The following is an 18,337-nucleotide window of genomic DNA, read 5'->3' as shown; positions in this document are numbered from 1 at the left end:
TCATGTCAGGACCGTGGCCCGGTAGGCGTCGTGGTCGTGGACGAGCTCGGCGTGGGTTCCGTGGGCGAGCGGGCCGCCGCCGTCCACGAACACCACGCGGTCGGCTGCGGCCAGCAGGGCGGGGCTGGTGACCACCATGATCGTCGTACGCCCTTCGCGGACGGCCCTGATGCCCTCGGCGATCCTCGCCTCGGTGGCCGCGTCGACGGCCGTGGTGGGGTCGTGCAGGACCAGCACGGGCGGGTCCGCGGCCAGCGCGCGGGCCAGCGCCACGCGCTGGCGCTGGCCGCCCGACAGCGACAGGCCCCGCTCGGTCAGCGGGGTCAGCTCGCCGTACGGCAGCGCGGCGGCGACCTCGTCAGCCGCGGCCGCCGCCATCGCCCGCCCGACTCCGGCCAATGTCTCGGGATCGCTCGTCTCGAGGACCGTCGCGCCGGGGGCGGTGGTCTCAGGGGCCGCGGTCTCAGGGGCCGCGGTCTCAGGGGCCGCGGTCTCAGGGGCCGCGGTCTCAGGGGCCGCGGTCTCAGGGACCGTCACCTCGAAGACCGTGGGATCGGGGGACAGAGAGGACCACTCGGGCGGCTTGGAGGCAGCGGCGGTGATGTTGTCGAGCAGGGTGCCCTCGAACAGGTCGGCGTCGTGGTCGGCGACCACGATCGCGCGCCGCAGTTCCGCGGGCTCGAGGCGGGTCAACGGCACGCCGTCCAGCTCGACCACCCCCGAGTCCGGGTCGGCGGCCCTGCCGAGCACCCGCAGCAGCGCGTGAGCCGCCGCCGCGTCCCTCGTCACGACCCCGAGCAGCTCGCCCGGCGCGGCCTCGAAGCTGACCCCCCGCAGCGCGCCGTACGAGACCTCGCGCAGCGCGATCGCGCCCCTCACCGGGCGCGACGGGGCGTCGGAGCCGCCCGTGACCGCGGGCGGCGAGGACAGCACGGAGGCGATCCGCGCCGCCGACGCCCTGCCCTGGGCTAACTCGCCGTTGGCCCAGGCCAGGATCGACAGCGGGGTGAGCAGGAACTGCGCGAGGCCCACCGCCGCCACCAGCTGGCCGACGCTGATGTCGCCCTGCGCGGCGAGGCGCCCGCCGAGCAGCGCGACCACGGCGATGAACACTCCGGTCAGCACGAGCATGCCGCCGTCGTGCCAGGCCTGCGCGCGAGCCGCCCGCAGGGTGGCGGCCAGGGCGTCCCTGCTGGTGAGGCGATACCTCTCGACCGCCGCGCGCTCGGCGCCGATGCCCTTGAGCACCCGCAGCCCGGCGATCAGGTCGGCGGCGACGCCCGAGGCGCGGGCGGCGCGCTCCTGCTCGGCGCCGCTGCGCCGTTCGAGCGGCTTGCCCAGCAGGTGCGCCAGCATCAGCAGCGGCGGGATGCCGAGCAGGACGAGCAGCCCCAGCGGGACCGAGACCCGCAGCAGCGCGACGCCTCCCGCGAGCAGGCCCGCGAGGGCCGCCACCGCGGCGGCCATGGCGACGTTCACCGCGCCGACCCGCTTGGCGTCGGATGTGGCGACGGTGACCAGCTCGCCGGGCAGCCGCCCGGTCTCCGCCCCGCCCCTGGGCTCGAGGACCCGCTCGGTCAGCTCGATCCGCAGCCGGTGCGCGGCCTGCTCGGAGGCCCGTTCGGCGGCGCGGAAGCTGAAGCGGTAGCTGGAGGAGAGCCCCGCGAAGACGACGGCGAGCGCGGCGATCCAGAGCAGGAGCGCGCCGCCGTCGCCCGGCGAGATGGCCTCGTCGATGACCACGCCGACCAGCACGGGGACGAGTGCTTCACCGGTCTGGTGCCCGGCGGCGAGCAGGGCGCCCGCCGCCGACTGCTTCCACTGCCCGGTGATGGCGCGCCGCAGGACGTCACGGCCATTGATGGACACTTCCTCGTCCCTCCGGTCGTGAAGGCTAGGCAAATATAAGGTAAGCCTAACCTAATGACCGGGTCATGGGGAGGGCAGGCGTCCCGAGTCGACCGAGTCGAGCACGCGCGCCGCTCCGCCCAGGGCGGCGGCGCCGTACCCGAGGGTGGAGGCGACGATCTCGCAGCCGCCGAAGTCGGCGGCGATGCTCAGCGCCCGTGCCTCCTCCGTGGCGGCGGGAAGGAGCCACGGGGCGAGAGGCACGTAGTAGCCGCCCAGGATCACCGCCTCGGGGTCGAGCAGGTTGGCCGCGATCGCGATGCCCCTGCCGAGGTGGCGGCCGACGCTCGCGAGTTTGTCGAGGGTCGCCGCGTCGCCCGCCTTCGCCCTGCGGACGACCTCGTCGATCTCCGACTCCACCTCGGCGGGGTCGGTGGCCGAGACGAACACGCCGATGCCGGCGACCGCCTCCAGGCATCCCATACGGCCGCAGCGGCACGCCGGCCCCCGCGGGTCGATCTGGATGTGCCCGATCTCGCCGCTGAAGCCCTGGCCGCCGCGGCGCAGCCGGCCGTCGAGGATGACGCCCGCGCCGACGCCGACCTCGCCGGTCAGGTAGACCAGGTTGGGTGTGCCGCCGAGCGGCCCGAAGCGGTGCTCGGCGAGGACCGCCAGGTTGGCGTCGTTCTCGACCTGGATGGGGAAGCCGGGGTCGCGCAGCGCCTTGGCGAGGTCGCCCGCGAGGTCGACCTCGCGCCAGCCGAGGTTGGGCGCCACCCTGACCGTGCCGTCGGTGCCGATCAGGCCGGGTACGGCCACCGCCACCCCGAGCACCTGCCGCTGGTCCCTCGTCATGCGGGTGACCACGCGCCTGGTGAGCGCGGCGACCGCGGCGACGGCCTGGGCCGGGGTGGCCGTGGCGCCGGGGAAGGCGCGCCGCCACGACAGCAGCCGCTCCCCCGACAGGTCCACGGCTACCGCGGTGAGGTAGTCGACGTTGACCTCGAGGCCGATGGACGCGTACGGCGAGCCGTCGAGCACCAGCATCGTGGCGGGCCGTCCCACGCGGTTCTCCGTGAGGCCGATCTCGCGCACGAGCCTGCGGTCGATGAGGTCGGCGACCAGGCTGGACACCGTCGCCTTGTTGAGCCCGGTCGAGGCGGCGATGTCGGCCCTCGAGCAGGGCGCGTGGTCCCGCACGTACCTCAGCACGACGGCCAGGTTGGTCGCTCGGACGTCGGCGAAGTCGGCGGGCCGCGGGCCCGCTGAGGAAGTGATCAAGATCAGCCCCGTTCCCGATCGGCCAGGCAGGCCCATCATGCCGCAAGTCGGCGCCCGTTCACCAACCCGTGACCCCTTTCCCTTGTGGGAGCGGTGTCACTGGACTAATTTGTTTGGCTATCAGACGAACTAATCCTACATGGAGGGAGCACGCCGTGACCACTCGCCGCGGATTCCTCGGGCTGGTGGGCATGAGCGCCCTGGCCCTGGCCGGCTGCGCGACCCCGAGCACCCCCAGGCCCGGCACGGGAGGTGCGACCGCGGCGGCGGCGGACAAGCTCAAGACGCTGACCCCGACCTACGTCCCGTTCGCGGGAGTCAAGCCCGACATTCCGGGCACCGTCTCCACGCTGCCGGGCGTGCCCGACATCAGCGGCGGCTTCACGAGCTACCCCGCCAACCCCGCGGCGGCCCTCACCCAGAAGGCGGGCAAGGGCGGCTCCTACAAGGCGATGACCCCGCTGTGGGGTCCGCCACCGCCCGGGCTGGACGACAACTCCTACTTCCAGGCCGTCAACGCCGACATCGGCGCGACGGTGGAGTTCCAGATCGCCGACGGCATGACCTACGCCGACAAGGCCATCGCCCGCCTGGCCTCGGGCGACCTGCCCGAGCTCATGGTCATCCCGAGCTGGGAGATCGACAAGATGGCGGACTTCAACACCGCCGTCGACAAGGCCTTCGAGGACCTCACCCCCTACCTGCAGGGCGACAAGGCCAAGCCGTACGCGCTGCTGGCCAACCTGCCCACGGCCGCCTGGCAGTGGTCGGTGTGGAACGGCAAGCTCATGGCCGTCCCCTTCCCCACCGAGCCGTACCCCTACGCGCTGCTCTTCCGCAAGGACCTGTTCGACAAGAACGGCTGGAACCAGAACCCGAAGAACGCCGAGGAGCTCTACCAGCTCGGCAAGGAGATCACCGACCCCAAGGCCAACCGGTGGGCCTTCGGCGCCATCCACGAGATGGCCTGGCCGATCTTCAAGGTGCCCCAGGAGTGGCGCCTCGAGGGCGGCAAGCTCGTGCACAAGTACGAGACGCCCGAGTTCGAGCTCATGCTGGCGTGGATGCGCAAGCTCTACACCGAGGAGCTCGTCCACCCCGACGTGGCCGGCAGCAAGAGCGCCAACGAGAAGGAGCTCATCGGCGCGGGCAAGATCCTGATCTACCGCGACGGCCTCGGCGCCTGGAAGGAGCTGCTGCAACAGCACACGCCCAAGAACCCGTCGTTCGCGCTGAACCCCTTCCCCGTGTTCGCGCACGACGGCGGAAGGCCGATCATGTACCACAACAACGCCGCGGGGATCTTCACCTTCATCCGGAAGGGGCTGCCCAAGGCGCAGGTCGAGGAGCTGCTGTCGATCCTGAACTGGTGCGCGGCGCCGTACGGGACCAAGGAGTACGAGCTGTCGTACTTCGGCGTCAAGGGCAAGCACTTCGACCTCGACTCGTCCGGCGTCCCCAAGCTCACCGACCTCGGCACCAAGGAGGTCGCCTACACCTACGGCTTCCTCGGCGGCCGCCCGCTGTACGTCGACTGGCCCTTCCCCGAGGCGGCCAAGGCCAACATCGAGTGGCAGAACGCCACCTTCCAGTACATCGAGAAGACCCCCTTCGACGGGATCAGGGTGCAGCGCCCCTCCAAGTACTCGGGTCTGCAGGTGCCGACCGAGGACAAGTTCACCGACATCATGCGCGGGCGCCGTCCCGTCAGCGACGTCAAGCAGATCGTGACCGAGTGGAAGCGCGACGGCGGCGACGAGGCGCGCGAGTTCTACATGAAGGTCCTGCGGGACAACGGCCGTGCTTGAGCAGGCCGAACGCTCCGGGCCCGCGGGCGAGCTGACCTCGCCCGCAGGCGCCGGGAGCCACCCTCGCAAGGCGTCGACCCTGGGAGTCAGGCTGCGGCGCGACTGGCAGCTGCTGCTGATGGTGGTCCCGGCCATCGGGCTGCTGCTGCTGTTCCACTACGTGCCGCTGCTCGGCAACGTGATCGCCTTCCAGGACTACTCGCCCTACGTGGGCATCAAGGACAGCCCGTGGGTCGGCCTGGCCAACTTCCAGTGGCTGCTGATCGACGAGAGCTTCTGGCAGGCGACGCTCAACACCCTGCTCATCACGGCCTTCCAGCTGGTCTTCTACTTCCCCGTGCCGATCGCGCTGGCGATCCTGCTGGACAGCGTCGTCAGCAGGCGGCTGCGGATGCTCATCCAGAACATCGTCTACCTGCCGCACTTCTTCTCCTGGGTGCTGGTCGTCACGCTGTTCCAGCAGATGTTCGGCGGGGCCGGGCTGCTGGCGCAGACCCTGCGCGCCAACGGCTACCAGGGCGTTGACATCATGACCAACCCCGACACCTTCCTGATACTGGTGACCGCCGAGACGGTGTGGAAGGACGCCGGCTGGGGAATGATCATCTTCCTGGCCGCGCTGGCCGCCATCGACCAGAACCTCTACGAGGCCTCGGCCGTCGACGGCGCCTCCCGCTGGCGCCGCCTGTGGCACATCACGCTGCCCGGGCTGCGTCCCGTGGTCGTCCTGCTGCTCATCCTCAGGCTGGGCGACGCGCTGAACGTCGGCTTCGAACAGTTCTTCCTCCAGCGTGACGCGGTCGGCCGCGACGCCGCCGAGGTGCTCGACACCTTCGTCTACTGGCGCACCATGCTGACCGGCGAGTGGAGCTACGGCGCGGCCGCCGGACTGGTCAAGGGACTGGTCGGCCTGATCCTCATCCTGGTGGCCAACAAGGTGGCCCACCGCTTCGGCGAGCAGGGAATCTACAAGCGATCATGAATGCCTGGGAAGAGAAGCCCTCCAAGCTCGGCCGGCTGGCGAAGGGGACGATCCTCACCGCCATCGCGGCCGGCGTGCTGTTCCCCCTCTACATGGTCGTGCTGACCAGCCTGTCCACCCAGGAGGCGGTGGCGAGGGCGGGCGGCCTGGTGACCGTGCCGGGCGAGCTGTCCCTCGGCGCCTACCGGGAGCTGTTCTCCGGCGGCGTGGTCAGCAGGGCGGCGATGGTCAGCGTCGGCATCACCGTCGTGGGCACGCTGCTCAGCGTCACGGTCACCGCGCTGGCCGCCTACGGCCTGTCACGGCCGGGCTCGGTGCTGCACCGGCCGCTGCTGTTCCTGGTGCTGCTGACCTTCCTGTTCAGTCCCGGGATCATCCCCAAGTACCTGCTGGTCAGCTCGATCGGGCTGATCGACTCCTACTGGGCGCTCATCCTGCCCGGCGCGGTCGCGGCCTTCAACCTGGTGGTGATGCGGGCCTTCTTCATGAGCATCCCGCATGAGGTCATGGACAGCGCGCGCATCGACGGGGCGAGCGAGTTCACCGTCCTGCGCAGGATCGTGCTGCCGATGTCGAAGGGCGTCACGGCGGTGATCGCCATGCTGTACGCCGTGGGGTACTGGAACAACTTCTTCGACGCCGTCCTCTACCTCAACGACAACGCCAAGTGGCCCCTGCAGATGGTGCTCAGGCAGTACGTGCTGCAGGGGCAGTCGATGTTCGTCGGCCAGGGCGGGGACACCACGATCGCCGGCCGCGCGCTGCCGCCCGACCTGGCGATCAAGATGTCGATCGTGGTGGTGGCGCTGCTGCCCGTCCTGCTGGTCTACCCGTTCGTGCAGAAGCACTTCACCAAGGGCGTGATCATCGGGGCCGTCAAGGGGTGAGGCGCCACTCGTCCAGGAACTCCTCGATGTCGTAGGGCATCAGGTTGAGCGGCGGCCCCGACATCGCCTTGCGGTTGCCCTCGATGATCTTCTCGTTGATCTCTTCGAGGATGCGCCTGACCTCGGCCTCCGTGGTGGTCTCGCGCGCCTTGGCGAGGGCGGCGTAGGCCTCCTTGCGCAGGGCGAGGGTGGGCGGCAGCGGCATGGAGAGGTTCTCCTCGGCCAGCTTCCGCTTGACCCACCACAGCTCGTCGGCGGCCTCGTTCCGGTCGGGGATCGGCTTCCCCGCGCCCGGCAGGTTGTCGAACTCGCCGCGCTCCTGCGCTTCGCGGATCTGCCTGTCGATCAACGTCTCGAAGCGATCGGTCATGGGCGTTCCTCCCGCGTCTCAAGGGACACCACCATCCTGACACGCGACCTGCCCGCCCCCTCGGACGGAGACGGCCGGTAAACGCCGTGCCAGCCGGGCGGGCGCAATCTTGGCGCGGTATTGGCGACGAGCGCGGGCGTGCCCCCACGACGGCCGCCGACCTGCGACCTAGCGTCGCACCAGGCCGTCCTCGCCGGGACCGGCCACAGGAAGGAGATCCTATGAAGACACGTTTCGGGCTCTCCCGCGTGCTCGCTCTCGCCACCGTCGTCGCCCTGATCTCCCCTGCGGGGTGGTCCGGTGGCGCGGTCGCGGACGACAGGGGGACGAACCGCGAGAACGAGGCACCTGCGAGTGTCACGCCGGGTGTCGACCGGCTGCTGCCGCCGCGCGTCACGCCGATCGGGACCTTCGAAGGGGTGCGCTACGTCCGGTACTCGGGGGTGTTCGAGGGCCAGACCTCCACGGGCGCCTTCCGCGTGCCGTACCAGATCACGGCGGCCCAGGACCCGCGCCACGGGAACCGGACGGTCCTGGTCGAGCCCTCTCACTTCGCCATCGGGCTCGGCGTGCGCGACATCTACCTCCGACCGCGCTTTCTCTTCGGGCGCGGATTCGCCCATGCCGGGATCGGCTGGAGCACGGCCACGTTCGGACCCGGCCGGGACAAGCGCATCCTCGACCCCACGGTTCCCGACGTCTTCATCGCGGGCGGGGTCGCCGAGGGCGGCGGGCGGACCGACAACGAGATCATCGTGGCGTTCGCCCGTGCCCTGGCAGTGGACTGGCAGGCCAAGAAGATGCTCGGCAAGGTGGCCCGGCGGTACGCGAGCGGATTCTCCGACGCGTCCACTCCCCTGATGGACCTGATCATTTCGGGTCGCGCGAGCAAGGTGTTCGACTTCGCGCTCCCCTTCCTCACCGAAGAGCCCGATCCGCAGCCGGCTCTCCGCAGTGGCCGCTTCCGCGGCAAGCTCATCGTCCTCAACTCGGAGGCCGACGCGTCGAGCGCGCTCATCGACCGCCGCCTCGTCCCTGACCGGTACCGCTTCTACCAGGTCGCCGGCACTCCGCACGTCGCCGACCCTCCGGACATCCCGTTCTTCTCCAACAGGACGACGCCGGCCTCCTACGAGCCCGCCCTGCGCGCGCACTTCCTGCAGGGCGACCGCTGGGTACGGCGTGGCTCGCAGCCCCCCGCGAGTTACCACCTGCGGACGACCGGCGGGACCGGCATCGCCCGCGACACGAACGGGCACGCGATCGCGGTGGACGTCCACGGCCGGCGGGTTCCCCGCCTGCCGTTCGTCGAGCTGGGCGAGGCCAGGTACACAAGGGGCTTCCTGGGAAGCTACGACAGGGTCAGGAGCATCGCGGAACTCGGCTTCGGCAGCCATGCCCGGTATCGCGAGGCGTTCCGTCGCAGGCTCTCCGACCATGCCGAGGCCGGCTACATCCTGCCGAGGGACGCCGAGGAGATGCGCGCCCGCGCCGCGCTGTGCCCGCCGCTCACCTTCACGCAGACCTACCGCGGCCACTACGACAACTTCGTCGCGATCGACCCCTGCTAACGGCGGCGGTACACCTGGTGGCCCCACGCCCGCGGCGGGCCCGTCGAGGGCGAGGGTCACATCTCGGCGGTCAGCCTGGCGATGGCGCGCATCTTGTTCATGGCGTCGAGGGCGGCGACCTTGTAGGACTCGGCCAGCGTCGGGTAGTTGAACACCGCGTTGACCAGGTAGTCGACCGTCGCCCCGCAGCCCATCACGGTCTGCCCGATGTGCACCAGCTCGGTGGCGCCGGTGCCGAACACGTGGACCCCGAGCAGCCGCCTGTCCTCGGAGGAGACCAGCAACTTGAGCATGCCGTACGAGTCGCCGATGATCTGGCCCCGCGCCAGCTCCCGGTAGCGGGAGATGCCCACCTCGAACGGGATCCGGTCGCGGGTCAGCTCGTCCTCCGACTTCCCGACGAAGCTGATCTCGGGGATGGTGTAGATCCCGATCGGCTGCAGCTCGCTCAGGTCGGCGACGGGCTCGCCGCAGGCGTGCTGGGCGGCGAGCCGTCCCTGCTCCATGGAGGTGGCCGCCAGCGCGGGAAAGCCGATCACGTCGCCGACGGCGTAGATGTGCGGGACGGGGGTGGCGTAGTTGGAGTCGACCTTGATCCGGCCGCGCTCGTCGGCGGACAGGCCCGCGGCCTCCAGGCAGAGCTCGGCGGTCTTGCCCTGGCGGCCCGCCGAGTACATGACGCAGTCGGCCGGGATCTTCTTGCCGCTCTCCAGGACGGTCAGCGCCCCGCGCGGCCGCCGTTCGACGGCGGCGACGCTCTCGCCGAAGCGGAAGGTGACGGCCAGGTCCCTCAGGTGGTATTTGAGCGCCTCGACGATCTCGAGGTCGCAGAACTCCAGCATGCGCTCGCGGCGCTCCACCACGGTCACCTTGGCGCCGAGCGCGGCGAACATCGAGGCGTACTCGATGCCGATGACCCCCGCCCCGACGACGACCATGGTCTCGGGGACCCGGTCGAGGTGCAGGATCGCGTCGGAGTCGATGACCGTGCGGTCGTCGAACTCCACGGTGGAGGGCCGGGCGGGCGACGTGCCGGTGGCGATCACGATCTTCTCGGCCGTGACCTTCCGCTCCTCCTCGCCGGTGACGCCGATGGTGTGCGCGTCGAGGAAGCGGCCCGTCCCCCGCAGCAGGGTGACGTGGTTGCGGGCCAGCTGGCTGCGGATGACCTGGATCTCGCGCCCCATGACGTGCTGGGTGCGCATCCCCAGGTCGGCGACGGTGATCTCCTCTTTCACCCGGTAGCTGGCGCCGTACAGCTCCCGCTGGTTGAGGCCGGTGAGGTAGAGGACGGCCTCGCGCAGCGTCTTGGACGGGATCGTGCCGGTGTTGATGCAGACCCCGCCCAGCATGTGCGTCTTCTCGACGACCGCGGTGCGCCTGCCGAGCTTGGCGGCGGCGATGGCGGCCTTCTGCCCGCCCGGACCCGACCCGAGCGCGAGGAGATCGAAGTCGTACATCGGTGCAGGCCTCCCAGCCGATGGACCGCCGGCGGTCCGGCCGGCAGCTCCATTGCAACACGCGGGAACGCCTGAGAGAACGGCGCCGATCACACCAGGTGCTAGGCGGACGTCCCGGCCATCACCCTGTCGACGATCGCCGTCGCCCCCTCCTGGCGGGCGCAGTGGGCGCAGCAGTACCAGCGCCGCTCCGCCTCGACACCATGCCCGATGATCTTCTGACCGCAGTGCTCGCAGATGGGCGCCATCGCCTGGATGGCGCACTGGAAGGAGTCGAAGGTGTGCACCGCGCCCTGGGCGTGCACCTCGAAACTCATGTCGTAGTCGTTGCCGCATACTTCGCAGACGGCCATGTCGCTCCTCCGATCAGGGATACTCCAGCGGAGATACCCAGGGACGGGCGGCGTGCGCGGCTGCGCCGAAGTCTTGGCCGACGATCTACCGCCGCGGCTAGAGCGTGGCGCCGCCGTCCACCACCAGGTCGGTGCCGACGGTGAATCCCGCCTCGGCTGAGGCGAGGTAGAGCACGGCCGCCGCGATCTCCTCCAGCCTGCCCACCCTGCCCACCGGCAGCGCGGACCGCATCCGCTCGTCGCGCTCCTCCGCGCTCTCGCCGGGGCGCAGGGACATCGCGGTCGCCGAGGCGCCGGGGCTCACGGCGTTGACGCGCACGCCCTCGGCGATGTACTCCAGCGCCGCGGCCTTGGTCAGCGCGCTCACCGCCGCCTTCGAGGCGATGTAGGCCGCCATGCCGCCGTAGCGCTTGTGCGCGCCCAGGTTGGAGGCGGTGTTCACGATGACGCCGCCGCCGTTGCGGCGCATGTGCTCGATCTCGTGCTTCATCGACAGCCACACGCTGGTCACGTTCGCGTTCATGACGCGCGCCCACGTCTCCTCGTCCAGGTCGGTGACCGCTCCGCCGGCGAAGACGCCCGCGTTGTTGAAGGCGACGTCGAGGCGGCCGTGCCTGGCGACGGCGTGCGCGACCATCGCCGCCGCGCCGTCCGAGGTGCTCACGTCGGCGACCACGTGGCTCGCCGCGCCACCGGCGTGCTCGATCAGCTTCACCGTCTCGGTCAACGACTCGGCGCCGCGTCCCGCGACCACGACCGTGGCCCCTTCGGCCGCGAACGCCTGGGCGGTGGCCCGCCCGATGCCCGAACCGCCACCGGTGACGAGCGCGACCTTGCCGTTGAAACGCATGAGACCACTCCTATCTAGAACGAGTGGTCTTGAATATGCCCTAACGAGAACGATCGGTCAAATATCCGAAGAGCAGCGGCACGGCCAGCACGCCGAGCAACGCCAGCGCCACGGGCAACGAGAAGGCCGCGCTCAGCCCCGCGACCAGCAGCGGGCTCAGGACGAACCCGGCGTAGGAGATCGTCGAGACCGCCGTGACCAGCGTCCCGTTCTCGTCGCCGACCGCCGCCCTGCTGAGCATCGCGGGCAGCAGCGGCCCGAGCGCCAGGCCGGTGAGCGCGAAACCGGCTAGCGACAGCAAGGCCGTCGGGGCCAGCCCCGCCAGCACGATCCCGCCACCGCCGCCGAACCCCGCCAGCACGTACAGCGGGCCCAGCCCGAGCCTGGGGAAGGCCTGCGCCGTCAGGCGGCCCGCGGTGAGCGCGGCCATGTAGGCGGCGGGCGCGGCGCTGGCCAGCAGCGTGGGCGCCGCCCGGTAGTCCTCCATCAGCAGGACCGACCACTGCTCGACGGAGTTCTCGATGACCAGCGTGCCCGCGGCCAGCGCGCCGAGCAGGGCGGCATGTTTCCAGGCCCCCTTCGGCCTGCTCTCCGCCACCGGCTGCACGCCCCTGCCGAGCGGCAGGCCGAGCGCCAGCACCGCGCAGGCCAGCACCAGGACGGCGACGACGGCCAGCACCTGCGCCGGGCCGTACCCCAGAGAGCGGGCCAGCCCCGTGGCGGGCGCCGCCACGATCACGGCGACCGGGAAGGCGGCGTGCACGGGCTGGAAGAGCCTGCCGCCCGACTCGCGCTCGGCCCTGCCGGTGGCGGTGTTGAGTGCGATGTCGAGGGCGCCGCTCGTCGCGCCGAGCCCGACCAGGGCCAGGCCCAGCGCGAGCGGGGTCGTGACCAGCCCGATGCCCGCCGCCGCCAGCGCGAACAGCGCGGTGGCGAGGGCGAGGGCGAGCCGCTCCCGCCCCCTGACCAGGCGGCCGGTGAGCGCCATCGCGGGGATGGCGCCCACCGGCACCCCGGCCAGCGCCAGCCCGAGGTCGGCGGTGGTGGCGCCGACCTGGGCCTGTACGGCCGGCAGCAGCGCCGACCACGACCCCCAGAAGACGCCCCAGACCGCGCAGACCGCGACGAGCCTGGCCAGCGTCATGCGAGCCGGAACGTGCCGACCCTGATGTCGCCGGTGAAGACGAGGTAGACGTCGTGGACGCCACGGACCGGAGTGATCGGTGTCATGGCCGTAGCGTATGTGTAGACATCACCCGTCGCAGGGGCTTCGAGCGTGCCGAGCAGCCTCCCCGAGGGCGAGCCGAGCCGCACCTCGATCGAGCCGCCGGTCACGGAGGCCACCTCGGCCGTGAAGGCGCCGCCCAGCCTGGCGTCCCGGAAGGCGAGCCAGTCCCCGGCCGCGCCGCCCACGGCCTCACCGCGCTCCTTGCTGAAGTCGACCAGCTCCACACCCTGGTAGTCGTCGAAGTCGATCGCCCTCGTCGGCTTCGACAGCTCGCGCGGCGGGATCCGCTCCCCCTCGACCTGGAGGGTCGCGCGCTGCCTGATCGCCGAGGAGGAGCCGCCGACCAGCACGTCATGGGTGGCGGTCTCGACCGTCCACCTGCCCCTGGTGACGTCCCAGAGCGCCAGGTCCGCCTTCTTCAGCGTGAACCGCACCTCGCGGGTCTCGCCCGGCCGCAGCGAGATCCGCTGGAAGCCGCGCAGCTGCTTGACCGGCTGGACGACGCGCGAGCGCTGCTGGTGGGTGTAGAGCTGGACGACCTCGTCGCCCGCCCGCGACCCCGTGTTGGTGACCTTGACGCTGACCTGCCCGTCCTTGGTGACCTTCAGCCCCTGGTAGCCGAACGTCGTGTAGGACAGGCCGTGGCCGAAGGCGTAGAGCGGATCGCCCCGGTGGTAGAGGTAGGTCATCCCGGTCTTGGTGATGTCGTAGTCGAGGATGTCGGGCAGGTCGCCCGAGCGGTACCACGTCTGGGTGAGCCGTCCGCCGGGGTTGACCGCGCCGAAGATCGCGTCGGCCACCGCGTGTCCCGTCTCGGGGCCCGCGTGCGTGGTCCACAGCAGCGCCTTGGCCTCGACCGTCACCGGATAGCCGGTCTCCAGCACCACGACCGTGTTCGGGTTGGCCTGCTGCACGGCCTCGATCAGCCGCAACTGGGAGGCGCCGAGGGTCAGGTCGGCCCGGTCGTGGCTCTCACGCCCGGCCACGAACGGATGGCTGCCCACCACGACGACCGCCGCGTCCGCGCCCTTGGCCGCCTCGACGGCCTGCTTCACGCCGTCGGTGACGACCTCCATGGTGAAGCGGGCCGCGTCGGCCTTCGCGCCCATCGCCAGCGTGCCGTCCGCGCGGACCGTGACGTAGTGCTCGGGGATCGACCACCAGCCCTCGTTGACCTCGTAGCCCACGTACTGGATCAGATAGGAGCCGTCACCCTGCTTCTCGAAGCGGAACTGCTGCTGGACGAACCAGCCGTCCGGGTCGTCGGAGTTGGCCAGGAAGGTGCCCCAGTTGCCGGTGAGCAGCTTGCCGCCGGCGGCGTTGCGCAGCGTGGAGACGCCGCCCGTCCAGTCGGTCAGGTCCCACTGCGCGGCGGCCGTCCGGTCGGGCCCCACCGTGACGGCCTGCGTGAGGTCCGCGGGAGCGGTGACGTACTTGCCCGTGGCGGTGTGCCTGAGCGCGACGCGGTCCAGCGCGTCGTGGCCGGTCACCGCCGCTCGCTCGGCCAGGCCCCGCTTCGGGGTCACCTGGTACGGCAGCGCGCCGCCGTACCAGTCGCGGTAGAGCTTGTCCTGCAGCGGCCCGACCACGGCGACCGACCTGGTGCGGCCCTGGTCGAGCGGCAGCCTGCCGTCGTTGCGCAGCAGCACCAGGGCCTCCGCGGCGGTGCGCCGGTTGAGCGCCCGGTGCGCGGGCGAGTCCACGACCTCCTTGGTGATCTTCGCGTACGGCCCGCCGCCCGGGTCGGCGTGGCCGAGCCTGATCCTGATCGACAGCACGTGCCGGACCGCGGTGTCGATGTCGGCCTGCGTGATCAGGCCGCGCTCCAGCGCGGTCTTGATGGAGGCGGTCATCGGGGCGGTGTTCATGCCGTCGACGGTGAAGCTGTCCTGACCGGCCCTGAGCGTGGCGGCGTAGGACGTCGGCTCGTCCGGGTAGTAGTTCTCGACCTGGTAGAGGGCCTGGGGCGCCCACGCATCGCTGACGTTGTAGAGCACCTTGTCGGTCCAGGTCCGCACGACCTCGTCCTGGTCCGGGTTGACGGTGTTGGGACGGCCGTTGACCAGGTTGTAGGCGCCCATCACCCCCGTCGCGGCGTCGGCGCTGATCGCGGGCCGGAAGGCGGCCTCGTCGTACTCGTGCTTGACCCGGGGCGGCAGGTTGGAGGAGGTCAGGGAGCGCCGGTACTCGTTGTTGTTGGCCAGGTAGTGCTTGAGCACGGGAGCCGTCTTCAGGTACACCGGGTCGTCGCCCGACAGGCCCTTGCCGTACGCGGTCGAGATCGCGCCGGTCAGCAGCGGGTCCTCGGAGTAGCCCTCCTCGTTGCGCCCCCATCGCGGGTCGCGCAGCAGGTTGACGACCGGCGCCCACACCTGCGTGCCCCACAGCTCGGGGTTCTCCGCCGCGTAACCGCGCACCTCGTCGCCGGTGGCCGTCCCGACCTGCCTGATCAGCTCGGGGTTCCAGGTGGAGGCCAGGCCGACGGCCTGCGGGAAGATCGTGCCGCTGGCGAACTTCTGCTTCCACTCGTCACCGTGGTCGTTCGACCAGCCCACGCCGTGCAGGGCCTCGGTCCCGTTCTTGTGGTACGGCAGGCCGAGGCGCGGTATCGCCTCCTGCGACTGGTGCAGCAGTGAGATCTTCTCGTCGGGCGTGAGCCTGCCGAGCAGGTCCTCCACCCGCTCGGCCAGTGGCCTGGACGGGTCCTGGTAGACGGGCGGGTCGCTCGTGAAGGCCGATAACGACACGACGAGAGCAAGGACTAAGAGGGCTCGTTTCACTTTATGGCTCCTACGGTGACGCCGCGGGTGAGGGTCCGCTGGAAGATGAGGAAGAAGGCGACCGCGGGGACGATGCCGAGCAGCGCGGCGGCGCTGGACATCGTCGCGTCCATCATCTTCTCGCCCTGGAGCAGGCCGAGGACGACGGGCACGGTCTGGTTGTCGTTGGAGACCAGGAAGATCAGGGGCAGGAAGAACTCGTTCCACGTCCAGATGAAGAAGAAGATCAGCAGGACGCTCAGCGTCGGACGGCTGATCGGCACCACCACCGACCACAGCGCTCTGAAGCGTCCCGCGCCGTCGATGTGGGCGGCGTCGAGGATCTCCCTCGGGAACTGGCCGAGGACGGCGCTGAGCAGATAGGTGCCGAAGGCCGACTGGATCACCGTGAAGATGATGATCACGGCCAGCCTGGTGTCGTAGAGGCCCGTCGCCTTGGCCAGGTAGTAGAGCGGATAGACCAGCGCCTCCTGCGGCAGCGTGTTGGCCGCGAGGAACAGCACCAGCACCCACATCCGGCCGCGGACCCTGCCGATGCCGATCGCGTAGGCGTTCAGCACCGACAGCAGCACCGCGAGCACCGCGACGCTGCCGCTGATGACCAGGCTGTTGGCGAGCTTCTGACCGTAGTCGACCCGGACCCAGAAGTCGGCGAGCGCCTCGAAGGAGAGCCCGTCAGGCAGGGAGAAGGGGCCGTTGGCGGTGTAGTCCCGCCTCGACTTGACCGCGTTCAGCGCGACGATGCCGAACGGCGCGACCATCGTCAGGGCCAGCACGGCGAGCGCGGCCGGCAGGGCGCCCCTTCTCATGCCCGCTCCTGCACGCGCAGGAAGGCGACCGTCACCAGCAGGATGACCACGGCGAGCACCGTGGCGATCGCCGAGCCGTACCCGACGTTGAGGCGTTCGAAGAAGTTGAGGTAGGAGAAGTAGGAGGGCACCATCGTCGCGTTGCCGGGGCCGCCGCGGGTCAGCACGTAGATCGGGCCGAATACCTTCAGCGCGGCGATCGTGCAGGTCAGCAGCACGACGAAGATCTCGGGCCGAATCTGCGGGACCGTGACGTGCCAGAACCTGCGCCACCAGGAGGCGCCGTCGAGCGCGGCCGCCTCGTACAGGGCGGGATCGACGCGCTGGAGCCCGGCCATGAAGATGACGACGGGGTAGCCGAGCTGGAACCACACCATGATCGCCATGACCGTGGCCAGCGCGTAGTCGGGGTCGCCCAGCCAGTTGCGGGCGCCGAGCGGGCCGTACGACGGGTTGAGCAGCCAGCCCCAGACCACGCCCGCGACCGCCACCGGCAGCACCTGTGGCAGGTAGTAGGCGGCGCGCAGCACGCTGGGCAGCCGCCTGCCGCGCAGGGTGAACAGCGCGGCGGCCAGCACCAGGCCGAGCAGCGTCGGCACGATCGCCATGGCGACGATCAGCGCCACGTTGTGCTGGAAGGACTGCCAGAACCGCTCGTCGCGCAGCAGCCGCGCGTAGTTGTCCAGGCCGATCCAGCGCGGCGCCCCCACCCCCGACCAGCGGGTGAAGCTCGCCGCCACGTTCATGCCGAACGGCACGACGATGACGGCGAGGATCAGCACCGCGCTGGGCGCCAGGTAGAGCCAGTAGCCCCTGCCCGCCCTAGTCGCCGACATCGGCGAGGTTGTCGTTGTACGGCCCCGCCAGCTCGTCGAGCACCTGCTCGGGCGTCTTGGTGGCGTTGATGAGCTCCTGCACGCCCGCGACGAGCACGTCGTAGTAGCCGGGGGCGGGCCAGTCGGGGTAGAAGGCGAGGCCGTCCTGGCCTGCGAGCCTGCCGAAGTTCTCGATCAGCTCCTTGCTCTTGGGATCGGTGATGGCCGAGGTGTCGGCGGCCACGGGGATACCGCCCGAGTTGCCGAGGAGGTTCTGGATCTCCTTGCTCATCGTGATGTCGATGAAGTCGTAGGCGAGCTCCTTGTTCTTCGCGCGCTCGGGCACGACCCACAGGTTGCCGCTGGAGCCCGGCGCCATACGGCTGCCCGGCCACAGGAAGGTGCCCCACTCGAAGTCCTTCACCGTGGACTGCACGGTGCCGTACCACCAGCTGCCCGACACCATCATCGGGAACTTGCCAGCCATGAACGCGTCACCCATGTCCTGGGCCTTGAGCCCGGCGGCGTCCTTGCTGATGTAGCCCTTCTTGACCCAGTCGGCCATGGTCTGGGCGGCGTAGGTGAGCTCGGGGCCCTTGAAGTCGGTCTTTCCCTGGTAGAGCTGGTAGGCGTTGACCCACGGGCGCTGCGCCTTGCTGAGCGCGAGCTGGTAGAAGACCTGCTGGGCGGGGTATTCGGCGCCGGCCATGGCCAGCGGCGTCTGATCCTTGGCGACGAAGGCGTCCATCACCTTCGTGAACTCCTCGAAGGTCGTGGGCACCTCGAGCCCGGCCTTCTCGAAGAGCTCCTTGTTGTAGTAGACCATGACGAACTCGCCGTAGTTGGGCACGCCGTACCAGTTGCCCGAGCCCATGATGCCGCGCTCGTCGTACCTGGCGGTGGTCTGCAGGCTGCCGGTCAGCAGCTTGTCCCAGCCTCGCTTCGCCGCCTCGGCGCTGAGGTCGGTGAGCAGGCCCGCCTTGGCCAGCGCGCCGGCCGTGGCGTTGCCCTTGTTGTACTCGGTCAGGTCGGGGGCGGCGTCGGAGTTGAGCACCTGCGAGGCGGTCTTCTGCATCGCCTCGAACCCCTTCTCCTCGAACTTCACCTTCACGCCGGGGTGCGTGGCCTCGAACTTCTTGATCGCCTCGGCCCACGCCTTGGCCATGGCGCTGTCGGGGCCCTCGTAGTGCCACAACGTGAGGGTCTTGACCTCCTGCGGTGAGGGGGCTTCGGCCGTGGCGCCGCAGGCGGTCAGCACCAGGGCCGCCGCGACGGCCAGCGCTAGTCTGCGCATC

15 protein-coding genes are annotated in these 18,337 nt (G+C 70.4%); 4 read left to right on the top strand and 11 right to left on the bottom strand.

Annotated features, from left to right (window positions below; genetic code table 11):
* A complete protein-coding gene (locus tag H4W81_RS03870; protein ID WP_192773505.1) occupies positions 1 to 1,869 on the bottom strand; it encodes an ABC transporter transmembrane domain-containing protein in 1,869 nt (622 codons plus the stop codon).
* Positions 1,870 to 1,932: 63 nt separating this feature from the next.
* The gene (locus H4W81_RS03865) at positions 1,933 to 3,129 is read right to left on the bottom strand and encodes an ROK family transcriptional regulator (protein ID WP_225958445.1); all 1,197 of its coding nucleotides are present in this window, start codon (positions 3,127 to 3,129) and stop codon (positions 1,933 to 1,935) included.
* A gap of 155 nt (positions 3,130 to 3,284) precedes the next feature.
* Here H4W81_RS03865 and H4W81_RS03860 point away from each other — a divergent pair, with 155 nt between their 5' ends.
* The 3 genes from H4W81_RS03860 to H4W81_RS03850 are packed head-to-tail and all read left to right on the top strand — an operon-like array spanning position 3,285 to position 6,806.
* Complete coding sequence (locus H4W81_RS03860; protein ID WP_318781503.1) at positions 3,285 to 4,937, top strand: extracellular solute-binding protein; 1,653 nt, start codon at positions 3,285 to 3,287, stop codon at positions 4,935 to 4,937.
* Entirely contained in the window at positions 4,930 to 5,919 is a 990-nt protein-coding gene (locus tag H4W81_RS03855; protein ID WP_420538711.1) for an ABC transporter permease, read from the top strand. Before H4W81_RS03860 ends, H4W81_RS03855 begins: the two co-directional genes overlap by 8 nt.
* Positions 5,916 to 6,806: a carbohydrate ABC transporter permease gene (locus tag H4W81_RS03850; protein WP_192773504.1), complete on the top strand. Its 891-nt coding sequence runs from the start codon at positions 5,916 to 5,918 to the stop codon at positions 6,804 to 6,806. Before H4W81_RS03855 ends, H4W81_RS03850 begins: the two co-directional genes overlap by 4 nt.
* Here the strand turns inward: H4W81_RS03850 and H4W81_RS03845 are convergent.
* Positions 6,796 to 7,176, bottom strand: a complete 381-nt coding sequence (locus H4W81_RS03845; protein WP_192773503.1) for a DnaJ family domain-containing protein — start codon at positions 7,174 to 7,176, stop codon at positions 6,796 to 6,798. The two genes, H4W81_RS03850 and H4W81_RS03845, sit on opposite strands and share 11 nt — an antisense overlap.
* Positions 7,177 to 7,397: 221 nt before the next feature.
* Between H4W81_RS03845 and H4W81_RS03840 the strand changes: the two genes are divergently transcribed.
* Entirely contained in the window at positions 7,398 to 8,747 is a 1,350-nt protein-coding gene (locus H4W81_RS03840; protein WP_192773502.1) for an alpha/beta hydrolase domain-containing protein, read from the top strand.
* A gap of 56 nt (positions 8,748 to 8,803) precedes the next feature.
* Here the strand turns inward: H4W81_RS03840 and sthA are convergent, their stop codons facing one another.
* From sthA to H4W81_RS03800, 8 genes are all read right to left on the bottom strand, one after another.
* The gene (sthA, locus tag H4W81_RS03835; protein WP_192773501.1) at positions 8,804 to 10,207 is read right to left on the bottom strand and encodes a Si-specific NAD(P)(+) transhydrogenase; all 1,404 of its coding nucleotides are present in this window, start codon (positions 10,205 to 10,207) and stop codon (positions 8,804 to 8,806) included.
* Positions 10,208 to 10,308: 101 nt separating this feature from the next.
* Positions 10,309 to 10,560, bottom strand: a complete 252-nt coding sequence (locus H4W81_RS03830) for a hypothetical protein (RefSeq protein ID WP_192773500.1) — start codon at positions 10,558 to 10,560, stop codon at positions 10,309 to 10,311.
* A 97-nt stretch (positions 10,561 to 10,657) separates the two neighbouring features.
* Complete coding sequence (locus tag H4W81_RS03825; RefSeq protein ID WP_192773499.1) at positions 10,658 to 11,410, bottom strand: SDR family NAD(P)-dependent oxidoreductase; 753 nt, start codon at positions 11,408 to 11,410, stop codon at positions 10,658 to 10,660.
* A gap of 40 nt (positions 11,411 to 11,450) precedes the next feature.
* On the bottom strand, positions 11,451 to 12,554 hold the full coding sequence (locus H4W81_RS03820; RefSeq protein WP_192773498.1) for an MFS transporter: 1,104 nt from the start codon (positions 12,552 to 12,554) through the stop codon (positions 11,451 to 11,453).
* Positions 12,551 to 15,385 (bottom strand): glycoside hydrolase family 3 protein, encoded by a 2,835-nt coding sequence (locus tag H4W81_RS03815; RefSeq protein WP_318781502.1) that lies wholly within the window; start codon positions 15,383 to 15,385, stop codon positions 12,551 to 12,553. The genes H4W81_RS03820 and H4W81_RS03815 overlap by 4 nt, the downstream gene beginning before the upstream one ends.
* A gap of 29 nt (positions 15,386 to 15,414) precedes the next feature.
* Positions 15,415 to 16,227, bottom strand: a complete 813-nt coding sequence (locus tag H4W81_RS03810) for a carbohydrate ABC transporter permease (RefSeq protein WP_192773496.1) — start codon at positions 16,225 to 16,227, stop codon at positions 15,415 to 15,417.
* A complete protein-coding gene (locus tag H4W81_RS03805) occupies positions 16,224 to 17,063 on the bottom strand; it encodes a carbohydrate ABC transporter permease (protein WP_192773495.1) in 840 nt (279 codons plus the stop codon). Before H4W81_RS03805 ends, H4W81_RS03810 begins: the two co-directional genes overlap by 4 nt.
* Complete coding sequence (locus H4W81_RS03800; RefSeq protein WP_225958444.1) at positions 17,050 to 18,336, bottom strand: ABC transporter substrate-binding protein; 1,287 nt, start codon at positions 18,334 to 18,336, stop codon at positions 17,050 to 17,052. The genes H4W81_RS03805 and H4W81_RS03800 overlap by 14 nt, the downstream gene beginning before the upstream one ends.
* Position 18,337 lies beyond the last annotated feature (1 nt).

The organism is Nonomuraea africana (assembly GCF_014873535.1).
GTDB classification, from domain to species: Bacteria; Actinomycetota; Actinomycetes; order Streptosporangiales; family Streptosporangiaceae; genus Nonomuraea; species Nonomuraea africana.
This window is presented reverse-complemented; position numbering and strand designations above follow the sequence as displayed.

Coding starts and splice junctions, on each gene's coding strand:
- H4W81_RS03800 (WP_225958444.1), bottom strand. CDS start 18,336: ATGCGCAGACTAGCGCTGGCCGTCGCGGCGGCCCTGGTGCTGACCGCC.
- H4W81_RS03805 (WP_192773495.1), bottom strand. CDS start 17,063: ATGTCGGCGACTAGGGCGGGCAGGGGCTACTGGCTCTACCTGGCGCCC.
- H4W81_RS03810 (WP_192773496.1), bottom strand. CDS start 16,227: ATGAGAAGGGGCGCCCTGCCGGCCGCGCTCGCCGTGCTGGCCCTGACG.
- H4W81_RS03840 (WP_192773502.1), top strand. CDS start 7,398: ATGAAGACACGTTTCGGGCTCTCCCGCGTGCTCGCTCTCGCCACCGTC.
- H4W81_RS03820 (WP_192773498.1), bottom strand. CDS start 12,554: ATGACGCTGGCCAGGCTCGTCGCGGTCTGCGCGGTCTGGGGCGTCTTC.
- H4W81_RS03825 (WP_192773499.1), bottom strand. CDS start 11,410: ATGCGTTTCAACGGCAAGGTCGCGCTCGTCACCGGTGGCGGTTCGGGC.
- sthA (WP_192773501.1), bottom strand. CDS start 10,207: ATGTACGACTTCGATCTCCTCGCGCTCGGGTCGGGTCCGGGCGGGCAG.
- H4W81_RS03850 (WP_192773504.1), top strand. CDS start 5,916: ATGAATGCCTGGGAAGAGAAGCCCTCCAAGCTCGGCCGGCTGGCGAAG.
- H4W81_RS03830 (WP_192773500.1), bottom strand. CDS start 10,560: ATGGCCGTCTGCGAAGTATGCGGCAACGACTACGACATGAGTTTCGAG.
- H4W81_RS03845 (WP_192773503.1), bottom strand. CDS start 7,176: ATGACCGATCGCTTCGAGACGTTGATCGACAGGCAGATCCGCGAAGCG.